This is a genomic window from Trinickia acidisoli, assembly GCF_017315725.1.
GTDB lineage: Bacteria > Pseudomonadota > Gammaproteobacteria > Burkholderiales > Burkholderiaceae > Trinickia > Trinickia acidisoli.
Genome location: NZ_JAFLRG010000002.1, coordinates 1,324,988 through 1,338,369, shown reverse-complemented (window position 1 = coordinate 1,338,369; position 13,382 = coordinate 1,324,988). Strand labels below are relative to the sequence as shown.

The 13,382-nt window shown below is 61.1% G+C and carries 9 protein-coding genes; 4 read left to right on the top strand and 5 right to left on the bottom strand.

Annotated features, from left to right (window positions below; all coding sequences use genetic code 11):
* The first annotated feature begins 186 nt into the window (after positions 1 to 186).
* From J3485_RS24365 to J3485_RS24355, 3 genes are all read left to right on the top strand, one after another.
* A complete protein-coding gene (locus J3485_RS24365; RefSeq protein ID WP_206956891.1) occupies positions 187 to 339 on the top strand; it encodes a hypothetical protein in 153 nt (50 codons plus the stop codon).
* Between the two features lie 290 nt (positions 340 to 629).
* Positions 630 to 1,085, top strand: a complete 456-nt coding sequence (locus tag J3485_RS24360) for a hypothetical protein (RefSeq protein WP_206956890.1) — start codon at positions 630 to 632, stop codon at positions 1,083 to 1,085.
* Between the two features lie 170 nt (positions 1,086 to 1,255).
* A complete protein-coding gene (locus J3485_RS24355; RefSeq protein WP_242538914.1) occupies positions 1,256 to 1,849 on the top strand; it encodes a phage tail tip lysozyme in 594 nt (197 codons plus the stop codon).
* A 141-nt stretch (positions 1,850 to 1,990) separates the two neighbouring features.
* On the opposite strand, the gene J3485_RS24350 is transcribed toward J3485_RS24355, so the two are convergent.
* The 5 genes from J3485_RS24350 to J3485_RS24330 all read right to left on the bottom strand — a co-directional run bounded on the left by J3485_RS24350 (position 1,991) and on the right by J3485_RS24330 (position 9,865).
* Positions 1,991 to 3,088 carry a porin gene (locus tag J3485_RS24350; protein ID WP_206956888.1) on the bottom strand — a complete coding sequence of 366 codons (1,098 nt, stop codon included), beginning with the start codon at positions 3,086 to 3,088 and terminating at the stop codon, positions 1,991 to 1,993.
* Between the two features lie 265 nt (positions 3,089 to 3,353).
* Positions 3,354 to 4,286 carry a LysR family transcriptional regulator gene (locus tag J3485_RS24345; protein ID WP_206956887.1) on the bottom strand — a complete coding sequence of 311 codons (933 nt, stop codon included), beginning with the start codon at positions 4,284 to 4,286 and terminating at the stop codon, positions 3,354 to 3,356.
* Between the two features lie 93 nt (positions 4,287 to 4,379).
* Positions 4,380 to 5,330 carry a DUF979 domain-containing protein gene (locus J3485_RS24340; RefSeq protein WP_206956886.1) on the bottom strand — a complete coding sequence of 317 codons (951 nt, stop codon included), beginning with the start codon at positions 5,328 to 5,330 and terminating at the stop codon, positions 4,380 to 4,382.
* Positions 5,327 to 6,088 (bottom strand): DUF969 domain-containing protein, encoded by a 762-nt coding sequence (locus J3485_RS24335; RefSeq protein ID WP_206956885.1) that lies wholly within the window; start codon positions 6,086 to 6,088, stop codon positions 5,327 to 5,329. The genes J3485_RS24340 and J3485_RS24335 overlap by 4 nt, the downstream gene beginning before the upstream one ends.
* Positions 6,089 to 6,181: 93 nt before the next feature.
* Positions 6,182 to 9,865: a hydantoinase B/oxoprolinase family protein gene (locus J3485_RS24330; protein ID WP_206956884.1), complete on the bottom strand. Its 3,684-nt coding sequence runs from the start codon at positions 9,863 to 9,865 to the stop codon at positions 6,182 to 6,184.
* Positions 9,866 to 10,212: 347 nt separating this feature from the next.
* Here J3485_RS24330 and J3485_RS24325 point away from each other — a divergent pair, with 347 nt between their 5' ends.
* Entirely contained in the window at positions 10,213 to 13,173 is a 2,961-nt protein-coding gene (locus tag J3485_RS24325; protein ID WP_206956883.1) for an amidohydrolase family protein, read from the top strand.
* Positions 13,174 to 13,382 lie beyond the last annotated feature (209 nt).

Below are 13,382 nucleotides of genomic sequence, written 5' to 3'. Positions count from 1 at the left end.
GAGCACCGAGACACATTCGAGCTTTGCAATGAGCATACGATTGATGCTTCGTGCCGCAATGTACTACTTCGTATGCCCGTTTGTTGAAGGCAAATTGGCTTTTTATTCTTCTCAATGTCGAAAAGCGAATGCGATCGCTTTCTCGGCTTTGATCACTTCTTTGCTTTCTTCACGCGGAGGTAGTTTATGGCGAACGAGCTAATTATGGTGGCGGAACAGCAACAGGCCGAGCAGTTTCAAGCTGTGGAGCAGATGTTGAACACGGAAAACGCAAAGGACAACGCGAAAGCTCAGTTCTCGAACGGCCTGGCCGATGCGATAAAGTCCGCTGCCAAGTAAGCGACGGAGGTTTTCGAGCGGCACAGCGCGGTCGCGCGCGAAAGCAACGTCAGCGGTGCTTGCTTGGGTCGGTTAAGCGTGATGCTCGTCGTGATCCCCAAGCCGTTGAGGGTTGGGGATTTTTTCTACCTACCCGCACCCGGAGCGTTTCGGGTTCTCAAACGTCGGGTCGCATCGACGCTTCGTTTCTTGCGCGTGCGCGCGGTACCTTGCTCTGAAGACTCGATGCAATCCGGCGATGATGGCCATGTCACTCGGTATGGCGCCACGCCATTGGCTAGGAGAAATACATGTCCATTATCGAATCTCGCGTAGCTGGTGGCGAAGGTGCACCGGAACCCGGTTCAAGTCCGAACACCGGCGAGACACGCCAGCCACCGATGGCCAGTGCTACGTCATCTACAGGGGACATGGCAGAGTTGGCGGCGCTGCGGCGAAACTTGCAGCGACCCCTGAGGACACCGCAGTTCCGATCCTCACCTTCTGCCTCTGAGAAGGGAGGTTTGGCGGCGCTGCGAAACAGGATGCACATGCCGGCGGGGGGGCAGTTGCCATCGTTGCATTCCGAGAGGGGTGCGGTGACCGAGGATATGGCGCATACCGAGAACCGTATGTTGCAGCTACAGCGTCAACAGGAAAGGTTTATGCATTTCCAGAAAACGCTCCAAATGCGTCAAGCAAAATTTGATGCGGAAATGCAGTTCATCGGATCGCTTGCCGACAGCATTAAAAGTGCGGCTCGCTAGATAATAAGATTTATCGCACCCAGTATTTGCGCGTCGACTGCCGTTCGCTTCCTGCTTTTATCGTCATTCATATTAGAGGCGATATTATGGTTGAATTGTCATCAGTTGAGAGTGGTAATCAGTCGTCTGGGATTTCCAATGCGAATAGCACGAGTCAATCGAACGGAGAGTTGCAGCAGCTACTGGATAGTCTCCTCATCAAGTTGTTGATGAAAATGTACTCGTCCTCCGGTACAGGTACTTCGCATTCAAGCTTTGCGCATCGTCGTCGCAAGAAATCGACTCAGTCCACATCGGACGACACGGTCCCTACCAACTCCTCGAGCAACACGGCACAAGCCGTTACATCCGATCTCGAACAGCGATACGGCCTCACGGCAACGCAGGCCGCGGGCGCCCTCGGCAATCTGCAGCAGGAAAGCGGGTTGCAGTGCAACGTCAATCAAGGCGGGAGCACAGGAGCACCGAGCAATTGTGGCGGCGCCGATGGATACGGGCTGGCGCAGTGGGGGGGAGATCGGAAGGAGGGTGAGATCGCCTATGCGCAGAAGCACAATCTCGATCCGGGCAGCCAGCAAGCCAATATCGGGTTCATGAATCAAGAGTTGGATGGCCCGTACAGCAAAACGATCACGGACCTGAAGAAAACGAATAACGTGAACGCCGCCACGCAGGTTTGGGACACGGACTATGAACAGGCCGGGACCCCGAACATGGCGAATCGCGATCAGTACGCTGAAAACTTCTTGAGCGAAGGTCTTTGACGCACGCTGTATCTGCGTGGCTCGATTGAGATCCCAGGTCCAGCCCCCCGCCCGCGATAAAAAGCAATAAAAAAACGGGCGGGCCGCAAAGCCCACCCGCAAAAGCGCCTGCGTTGGGGGCGCAGGCGTTACCCCTCATGCTCAGAACACTTCGCGCAGGCTGAGGCTTGCGCCGAAGTTGTTGGCACTGCCGGCGAACGTGAGTGGCCCATTCGGATCGTCGATCGAAGCGCCGGTCAAATGGCTGTGGTCGATCTCGAGATAAACGTCGGTTCGCTTGCTGAGGATGTAATCGGCAATCCCGTAGATGCCCTGGATCGTGCCGTTGTGGCCCGGCGCGACATTGTTCGCATGATCGTAGGCGTACGAGGCGATGAAGCGCAATTGAGCCGCGGGTTGATACGAGGCACCGACGCGCACGAACACGTCGTCGCGCGCGGCCGTCTGCGTGCCGAATTGCGTCGTCGCGTTGCTGATGATGTTCGTGTTCGAGAGCGGCCCGCCGCTGTTCGTGGCCGCAACCGAGAAGCCGGCATCGCGACGCGCATCGATCCCATAGAGGTATAGCCCCACGGGCCCCCAAGCATAGGTGCCGCCCGCCGAGCCGACGAGGAGCTTGTGGCCGCTGCCGTCGTCGGACTGCGCGGCGGCGAGGCCGACCTTGCCGCCACGGAAGTTGTAGATCACCGAAGCCGTCGTCGTGCTGCCCGATACCGCGCTGCCCGGTTGGCCGCCGAAGGAGTGCTGCAATGCCAGCGCAACAGGGCCGAACTTATTGTCGTACTCGATCGTATCGTCGAAGCGGATGCCGGTGAGGAAGAGGGACCAGTCGACGGCATTGATGTTGCCGCCGCCGATCGGGTCGAAGTTGAACGCATAGAAGCTGTAGACACCGCCATATTGGCGGCCGGCCTTCAACGTGCCGAACTTATCGTTTTGCAATCCGACCCACGCAAAGCGCCCGAACAATTGCTGCTGCTGATCGGATTTGCCGGTGCCGACGTTGTAACCCGACTCGAGGGCGAAGATCGCTTTCGAGCCATCGCCGAGATCCTCGCTGCCTTTGAAGCCGAAGCGCGTGCCGTTGATCGCCCCTTCGTTGAGCTCTACCGTGTTGCCCGCCCCCGACGTTTGAAAGCGAACCGATTCATCGATCAAACCGTACAACGTCACGCTCGACTGTGCATATGCCCCGCAGCAGAAGAGGGCGATTGCCGCCCCGCCTAATAGTTGTTTCATCAGATCTCCACTTTGATTTGATTTACCCCGAGCCTATGACATGGCTTGCGGTGACACCGGCTGTCGATCGGAGATTTACCTGACTGATCGAGCAGCGAGTGCTCGGCGTGAAGATGGGCTTGCGCGCATTCGACACGACCGAACACGCGCGAATTTTTATGCAACCTGAGTCACAGGTCGAACATAAAAATTAAATTGCCCGTATAAGAAAAATGAATAGGTATAAGAAAAATGGATAGCGCCGAGATGCTGCTGACGCAATCGCTCAGACGATCAAGCGAGCCGAGCACTCGCCGACTCGCTCGACGTATTTGCGCACGGTCTCGGTTGCGATCTCGACGAGCTTCTCGGCGCGATTCGCGCCCGTGCGCCAGGCGATCACGAACGGCAGCGGCGCGGGCGTTTCAATGCCCTGGAGCCGACGTAGCCCGCCCGATTGCAATAGATCGGGCACGAGCGCCGGCGGCATGGCGGCCACGCCGAAGCCCCCTTGCGTCAATTGAATCATCGCCGCGACGGAATTGACGCAGCTCACGCGGGCTTCCGAGATGCCGTACGACTGCATGAGGCGCAGTAGATCCTGATGGGGGCGGGAATGACGCGAGTACGTAATCAGGCGTTCATTGCCGAGCCGACGCAATGCGGCGGTCATCGTCTCGTCGGGCTGTTTGGCCGGCACAGTCGAATCAGCGGCTGTAATCCAGTCCACCGACAATTCCATCAATTCCACGCTGCGGATCGATTCGTCGCGCAGCATATCGGTTTGGATCGCCAGATCGAGCATGCCGCGACGCAACTGCTCATTCAGATTCAGCGCGGTCTCGGACGTCACTTCGATGTCGAGGCCCGGAAAATGACGGGTGGCATCGGCAACGAAGTCGATGAACCACGAATGGATGGCGCTATCCATGGCGCCGATCCGGAGGGTTCCGGCCGCGAGCTTTTCGTCTTGCAGCGCGCCATAGAGTTCGGACATCGAGCGGCTCACTTTCTCCGCATGCTGCAATACCCGTTCGCCGGCCCGCGTGAGGGTGACGCCCTTTGGCTCGCGCGTGAAGAGCTTTTCGCCGAGCTCGTCTTCGAGCACGGAAATTCGGCTCGAAATCGCGGCCTGCGTCGAATGAAGCTTCTGCGCCGCAAGACTGAAGCTGCGCAGCTTGGCCACCCAGATGAACGTTTCCAGAAACTTCAGATTCACTTTGCCCCTACCCCCATCGGCACGCACAAAGGCCGGGGTGGCATTGCCCACCCGGCCTTCACGTACCGTACTTCTCGTCGGATTACAGACTTCTTACATCACCGCATTCAAGAGAATGATATTGAATGTAAGCAGTACGATCGCGGTCGGCACTTGCGCCCGAATCACGCCGTATTTATCCGGCAGTTCGAGCAGTGCAGCCGGAACGATGTTGTAGTTTGCGGCCATCGGCGTCAATAGGGTTCCGCAGTAACCGGAGAACATGCCGACCGCCGCGATCGGCGCCGGGTTGCCGTGGAATACGCCCATCAGCACCGGCACCGCAACGCCCCCCGTCATCACCGGGAACGCCGCGAAGCCGTTGCCCATGATAACGGTGAAGAGCGCCATCCCCACGCAGTACACGATCACGGCGACCAGCCGGTAATCGAGGTCGATGTAGGCGGTCGTCAGATGGGCGACGGCTTTGCCGACACCCGCATCCGCAAACACCAGACCGAGCATGCCGAGCAACTGCGGCAGCACGACGGCCCACGATAGCGCATCGATGAGCCGGCGCGCTTCCTTGACCGATTGCTGCACCGAATCGCGCGTCAGCAGGCATGCGTAGATCAAGGCGAAGACGCAGCCGATGCCGAACGAGGTCAGCGTGGCGTTCTTCGGATCGATCAACGCGACGCCGCCGAAGATCAGCTTCGGCGCGAGCAGGGTACCGATTGCGGTAACGAGCGGAATCGTCAGCGCCGGCAGGAACAGCTTATTGCCGAGTCGCAATGCGGCTGCGCGAAGCGTCTCATCCGACGGTACCTTTGGCTTTGCGCCTACGACGCCGCCGACGCCGGCAACGATCGCCATCGCCACGACGAGCACGCCGACCACATCGGCGGGCAAGCGATCGCCCGCTAGGAAGACGATACCGTAGACGATCCAAAAGCCGCCTGCGAGAAAGCGCTTAGGGTGCGCGCGATCCGTGACGATGATTCCGCCGATGACGAGCAGCAAAATACCGGCGAGCCAAAAGAAGGCGTTGAGCGAAACGATCATGCGTTTTCTCCTTGTGTCCGCGCGGCAACCTTAGGCGCGGTGGTCTCCTCGGGCTTTGCGCCCGATTGTTTGTCGCCTGTCACTCGCGCGAGCCAGCGGTCGAGCCGATACAGACGGAAGCTTTGAATGAGGAACGCGGCGAGCGCGGTGGGCATGCCCCAGACCGCGACATGCATCGGCGCGACGACGATGCCGGCTTCCTTCAAGAACGTCACCATCAGCACGATCGCGCCGAATGCAACGAAGATGTCTTCGCCGAAGAACAGGCCCACGTTGTCGCACGCGGCCGCAAACGCGCGCAGCCTATAACGCACCGCGTCGGTCAGCGCGCCGAACCGCGATTCGGCTGCGCCTTCGGTCATCGGCGCGACGAGCGGCCGAACCATCTGCGCGTGGCCGCCGAGCCCCGTCAAGCCGACCGCGGCCGTGATTTCACGGATGAACAGATAGACGATGAGCAAACGGCCCGGCGTTGCGGCGCGAATGCTCGAGATCCAAATCTGCGCGCGCTCGCGCAGGCCATGCCGTTCGAGCAAACCGACTACCGGCAGCGGCAAGATGATGATGAGCGGGATCACGCGCGTTTTGATGAAGCCCGTTCCTATCGTGGCGAAGACGTGATCGACAGGGAAACGCGCGGCAAAGCCCGTCACGATGGCTGCTGCCGCGACGATCAGCATGGGATTGAATCGGAGCAGAAAGCCGATGACGATCACGGCGACGCCGATCAACGGATAAAGATTCACTGCATGTTGCATGTGGTCCTCCAAGCCTGCGTATGGAAGCGCTCCGCGTAGGGTGCGGAGCGACCGATGTGCGCGTTGGTCATCTCGCGCTTTTAGTTATTGGAATCAAGCCGGACAGCCGTATCCTCCGCCGCCGGGGGTTTCGATCACGAATACGTCACCGGCGTTGACGGTCGTCGTGTGTGTTGCGCCGAAGTGTTCGACTTCTCCCCCCGCGCGCTCGATCCAATTGCGTCCCACGCCCCCGGCTTCTCCGCCGGCGAGGCCGAACGGCGGCACGCGGCGGCGATTGGCGAGGATGTTCGCCGTCATCGTTTGGCGGAAGCGGATCCGGCGCACGGCGCCGTTGCCGCCGACATGAAGACCGGCGCCGCCGCTGCCCGTGCGAATCGCATGCTGCTCGACGATGACGGGGAAGCGCCATTCGATCACTTCGGGATCGGTCATCCGCGAGTTCGTCATGTGCGTTTGCACGGCGGACGTGCCGTGGTGGGCCGGCCCCGCTCCCGAGCCGCCGGCGATGGTCTCGTAATACTGCTGCGCGTCGTTGCCGAACGTGAAGTTGTTCATCGTGCCTTGCGAGGCGGCCATCACTTGAAGGGCGCCGTACAGCGCGTCCGTGATCGATTGCGAGACCTCGACGTTGCCCGCGACGACGGCGGCGGGATAGACGGGGTTCAGCATCGAACCTTCCGGGATCACGATGTCGATCGGGCGCAAGACGCCTTCGTTCATCGGAATGCCGTCGGTCAGCAGCGTGCGGAACACATAGAGCACCGCGGCTTTGCAGACCGATTTCGGCGCATTGAAGTTCGTCGGACGCTGCGCGCTCGTGCCCGTGAAATCGACGCGCGCTTGACGCCGTTCGCGATCGATCGATACCTTCACGCGAATCACCGCGCCGTCATCCATCTCGTAGGCGAATTGCCCGTCGGACAGATCGGCGATGGCGTTGCGCACGGCGTCTTCCGCGTTGTCCTGCACGTGTCCCATGTAGGCGAGCACGACATCGTCGCCGTAGCGTTTGACTGCACGCATGAGTTCGGTCGCACCGCACTCGCAAGCCGCGATTTGCGCCGTCAAGTCCGCGATGTTTTGGTCGACGTTGCGGCTCGGATAGGGGCCCGTGCAAAACAGCTTGCGTACGGGCCGCTCGAGGAACGTGCCGGCCGCGACGATCTTCACGTTATCGAGCAGCACCCCTTCCTCCTCGATGGTCGTGCTGTTCGGCGGCATCGATCCTGGCGTGATGCCGCCCACGTCGCCGTGGTGTCCGCGCGCGGCGACGTAAAAGAGCAATGCGTCGTCGTCGCCGTAGACGGGCATGACGACGGTAATGTCCGGCAGATGCGTGCCGCCGTTGTAGGGAACGTTCAACATGAAGACGTCGCCGCGCTGCATCGTCGCCCCGTGCTCGCGGATCACGCTCAGCACGCTGTCGCTCATCGAGCCGAGGTGAACCGGAATGTGCGGCGCATTGGCGATCAGGCCGCCTGCGCGGTCGAAGATCGCGCAGGAGAAATCGAGCCGCTCCTTCATGTTGACCGAATACGAGGTCTTCTCCAGCGTGACGCCCATTTGCTGGGCGATCGACATGAAGATGTTGTTGAAGATCTCCAGATGCACGGGATGCCGTGCGGTGGTGATCGTGCGCTGCGCGGCGCCGGCCGTCGAGGCGTCGCCGCTGCGATCCAGGCGCAGCGTGCCGTCCTCGAGCAAGCTGGCGGACCAGCCCGGTTGCAGCACGATGGTCGAAATCTCTTCGGTGATGAGCGCCGGCCCTTCCAGGATCTCGCCCACGCTCAAATCCTTGCGCGCATGCAGCGGAACGTCCGCCTCACGGCCGCCGACGAACATGGCGGCGCGCGCGTCGGGGCGGATCGCGCTTGCGGCGCGCGGCGCGACACCGATTTGCGCCGTCGTGTCGGTAGCGCCGAACGCTTCGACCACGATCGATTCGATGATCAGCGGCTTGTCCGCCATCACGAAGCCGTAACGCTTGCGATGCAGCGCTTCGAAGGCTTGCATCATCGATACGTCGTCGGCGAATGCGACTTCGAGCGTGGAGTCGGTGTTTTGATATTTGAGTCGAACAGCGCGCGTCACGCGGGCGCGGTCGCGCGGCATGCGTTGGGCCAAGAGTTCGTCGAGCGCCTCGGTTTCGAGTGCTCGATAGAAGTCGCGCACGTCCTCGACCGTCGCAGCTTCGAGCACCGTCTCGACGGCGCGCTCGCGCAGCACGCGGATATCGGCGAGGCCCATGCCGAACGCGGACAACACCCCGGCGAACGGATGCAGCAGAATTCGCTTCATGCCGAGCGCGTCGGCTACTTCGCAAGCGTGCTGGCCGCCCGCACCGCCGAATGCGCACAGCGCGTAATCGGAGACATCATGTCCGCGTTCGACGGAGATGGTCTTGATGGCTTGCGCCATATTGTCGACGGCAACCGCGAGAAACCCTTCCGCCACCGCTTGAGGGCTCATCGAGCGCCCGGTTTCACGTTCGACTTGTCGAGCGAGCTCGGCAAACTTTTGGCGAACGATGTCCACGTCGAGCGGCAAGTCGCCATTGGGGCCGAAAACGTGCGGGAAATGGTGCGCTTGCACGCGTCCGAGCATGACGTTGCAATCGGTCACGGTGAGGGGGCCGCCGTTGCGATAGCTCGCGGGCCCCGGATAAGCGCCGGCCGATTCGGGGCCGACCTTGAAGCGACCGTTCTCGAAACTGCAAATGGAGCCGCCGCCCGCCGCGACCGTATGAATGTCCATCATCGGCGCCCGTACGCGTACACCCGCTACCCGCGTTTCGAACACGCGTTCGTACGCACCGTCGTAGTGCGCGACGTCGGTGGACGTTCCACCCATGTCGAAACCGATGACCCGGCGCTCGCCGACGGCTTCGCACGTCTTGACGGCGCCGACGATACCGCCCGCGGGCCCAGAGAGGATCGCATCCTTGCCGCGAAAGCGGTCGGCGTCGGCCAGGCCGCCGCTCGACTGCATGAACATCAGGCGCACCGAGCCCGTATGCTGAGACACGCGGTCCACATAGTCGCGCAACACGGGCGACAAATAGGCATCGACGACCGTCGTATCGCCGCGGCCGACGAGCTTCATCAGCGGGCTGACTTGATGACTGACGGAAATCTGCGTGAAGCCGCATTCGCTGGCGAGAGCGGCCACGCGCAACTCATGTTGATGAAAGCGATAGCCGTGCATCAACACGATCGCGACGGACGTGATGCCGGCGGCGCGCGCCTCCGACAACGCTGCGCGCGCGGCGATCTCGTCGAGCGGCTGGAGCACGTCGCCGTGCGCATCGAGGCGCTCGTCGATCTCGATCACGCGCTCGTACATCTGCGAGGGCAGCTCGATATGCCGCGCAAAGATATCGGGCCGCTCCTGATAGCCGATGCGCAGTTGATCGGCGAAGCCTCGCGTGATCGCGAGCAGCGTACGTGCGCCCTTGCGCTCGAGCAGTGCGTTAGTCGCGACGGTCGTGCCCATCTTGATGACTTCGATCTTGTCCTGCGGCAACGCTTCGTCGGCGCCGACACCCAAAAGATCGCGAATGCCCTGTACGACCGCGTCGCGATAGCGCTCGGGGTTCTCCGAGAGCAATTTGTGCGTGACGAGTTCGCCATTCGGATTGCGGGCGACGATGTCGGTAAACGTGCCTCCGCGATCGACCCAGAATTGCCAGCGGCAATCCCGTTCCTCTGTCTCGAGGATCGTATCGTCGGCGTGCGACGTTTCGTTTCGCCCGCTTGCTTGCGACTTCCCTTCCATTGACTCGTCTCTCCGTCCGCGATAGGTGACTGCCGGTGCGCTTATGCGCTTTCGACCATGGTTTTATCGGGCGGATTGTGAAAGGGGGGCTCCCAAGGCGTCCAGGGAGAAAAATAAATCGACCGTATAAGAAAAGTAGATGGGACAAGACTTCAATGACAATTTGATGACATCGCGTATGCGACTTCGCGTGGCCAACAGGCGCTTCGGATCGACTTGCGGCTTCGTCATGACCTCGATGACACAATCGTCTGCATTGAGTCGTTCCTCGCCTCTACACACGACAATCGCGCCGGGAGACAGCGCCGAGGCAGCGGGAAGACCTGACAAACGTGGAGCAGCGACACATGTCATCGATTTCGCGAACTGGGGAGACGGGCGGTGCGGCCAATCCGCAAGGACAACAAGAAAACGCCGTCGAGGGATCGACGGGACGGGCGAAAGGCGGCCCCACCAGTACTGGCGTCGTGGGCGCGCTCGTAGGGTTTACACGTGAAGACGGTGCCGGCCGCCGTGCGATCCAAGCAGCGAATACGGCCATTCGTGCCCCGAAGCAGACTTTGATGGAGCTCAGCGGCAGTCTATTGCTTGCCGCCGCTCACCCAGGGGGGGGCAGACGTCGCGGATTGGAGTCGGCGGTCTCGTCGCCGACGTTCGATCCGATGCTGGATGAACTGGTTCGCGTCCCTGGCGGCTTGGCATACGTCAAGGCGGACATTCACACGCACGATCGCGGCTACGACTTTCGTAAGAATTTTACTTTCCGGCAGATCCAAAACCGCTCGAAACCGACATCGCTGATGATGCACGGTTCGATCCCGCAATTTTGCGGGGACGCGCATTACTCGAGCGTGAACGCGCCGGAGCTAACGATGCGATTCGCGGGAAAAATGGACCGCCGTGTCGCCGACGACTACACGGGCTTGTATCGCGGTTATCTAAAGGCAAAGAAAAAAGGCGACGCAGAGAAGGCCACGGACTTTGCCATGCGGCTCGCGCGCTCGGATATGTCGCTTACCGGCGTGGATCCGTCCAAACCCGGCAGTGTCGCATACATGCGCAAGACGCTACTCGAAAATCCCGGCGTATTCGTTGGGGTGGGTGAGTGGACGGGAGACAAGGAGTTCGTCAGCACGTTGCTCGGCAACGAGGCGTTCAAGTTCGGCGATCCCGAAACGTTGAAGGCGCTCGGCTTCGCCGAACAGACGGGGATGGTCACGCTTATCCATAACGACTGGGGACGTCATGGCTTGAATGAACACGATCTGCGTCCCGAGGCGCGTCAGGTCGCGTATGAGCACTTCGATCGCCTCATCGACGTCGTCGCGAAGTTTCCGAACGCGAACATCATCCTCGCGCACACGGGGATCGGGCGGTTTGCGCGACCCGACGACGCGATGACGAAGGTCGAGGTTCCCGTGATGACGCGGGCCGGCGAGCAAAATGCCAACGGAAGACCCAGCTTGGGAAAGGCATTCGAGAAGGCAAAGAGTGTCGGCACGCGGTTAGGGCTAAGTGGCCGCAACGCAGCCGCGCAGACCACCGAAACGATCGAAGTGCCGGAGCATATCGCGAGGCTCTATGAGGCGGTGAAGCGGGCGCCGAACGTGAAATTCGACGTCTCATGGAACGATGTAGGCGAAGCGTATATGTCCGATCCGCAAATGCGCAAAGGGCTCGTCGACTTTATCGTGCGCTATCCGGATAAGGTGTTGTTCGGTAGCGATTCGGTCAAACCCGTCAACGAAGGCCAATACAACCAAGCGCTCACGCTGCTCTCGCCGTTGATTGCCGATGTCGCGCGGCGCGATCCCGAAGCGGCGTTCAAGCTCTTGCGCGGAAATTACGAAGCGGTGACGAGCGATGCGCACGAAAGATCGAACGCCTGGACCGACGCGGAACTCACGAAGCAGTTCGACGCGTCGACTTCAAAGCGCCAGCGCAAGAAATTGATCGCACAACTCGAGCAGATCGAGGTGATGGAAAGTTTGCGAAAGCCGGTTCGCGAAAAGCTCGGACAGGAGGCACGCGCCCGCTTCGACCAGTGGCACGCGTTGTTGATGAAGGGCCACGAGGCTTCGGCAGGCGTGGGGCAGGCTACGGGCAGATCCGCCTACCAAGAGGCGCACGACAATTTGCCAACGCCTGAGCCCCAGACTTGGGAGGGCGACCCGTACGGCGCGGGCACGGCACGTGGCCGACAGGGAAGTATGAGCAAGGCGAAAAAGACTGCCGTCGCGGCAGCGGGGGTAACCGTTGCGGCGGGAGCCGTCGCGGCGGGCGTCGACATGCATTCGGTGCCGCTTGCCGCAACCCTTGCGATGTCCGAAGCCGCTTTCGCCGCGCGCGGCGTGCTCAATGCCGGCCGGGCCATCTATACCGAAGGCTTGCGCGGCAAGTCGGACCGGATGTTCGAGTGGGGTGAGTTCTCCGACAAGGATCTCAACGTCTTTATGGAGCGATTGCGCGAGCTCGGGCCGCAGTTCGGCATCGAGCCTGAGAGAATTGACGCAGCCGAGCGCTTGACCGATCAATTTCGCGCGAATCATGCTCGCTTGACGCGAATGCCGGCATCGGCGTTCGAAACGATACCCTCGGACCCCGCCGTCGGCGTGACGAACGAAGATCGCGAACAGCAAAAGTTCAACGTCGTCATGAGCGAGGTGGGCCGCTATCAAATCAATCTCGATCGGGCGCTTGGTGTTCAGGCGACTTCGCTCAACGCCACGGATCCGCGGACGCGGACGGGTAGGCTCGTGCGCGGGATCACGGCGGGTACGCTGTTCGTCAATGTGACCGACACCGCGGCGCTCCTGGCGAGCGGGCACGGCGGCAATCCCGCTGCGGTTGCGTTCAGCGTGCTGTTCGGTCTTGCCAATACGGCGCTACTCGGCCAGAACCTTCTCGCTTACGCTGGGGGGAGGGAGAACATGAATCTGGAAACGGATGCCCGCTCGCCGTCGCGGATGAGTCAGCCTGCCGCTGCGGCACTGTTGGCGGCGGCCAGCGGGCCTTGGATGGGCAACGATGTCGCGCAGACAGTGCACGCGCTCATGCACTTCCAAGGGGGGACGCTTTCCGAAGTGGGAGAGGCTGCCGGCGGTGCGTTTCAGGCGGCCACGGAAGCTACGGTCGGGGTCACGTCGGCTCAGCAAGCAGCCTCTGGCGTCAAGCGCTTGCGTGGCGGGCAGATGCCTTCCGGCTCGGGGCAAGCGCGGCCTATCGTGAGGGGCAACCTAGCGTTGGCACTGCGCGAAGGCAGCTCGCTCGGGCGGTTTATCGCAACGCTCGTGAGGCGGGACGGCTGAACGAGGCTTGCATGGCTCGATCGGTAGCCAACGCATTCCGGCGGACGAAGTGACTTATCCCCAGTTTGTGTTGGCAAACCTGTGCATAACTTGCTCATAGCGTATTTAAGTGCTTGATGCAAAAGCGTCTGGCACGCGAGTTCGCATTTGCGGCAGCCGACGTCGACGCGATGTAGCAGGAATTTACAAACTTGCCGTCCGGCCCCGGC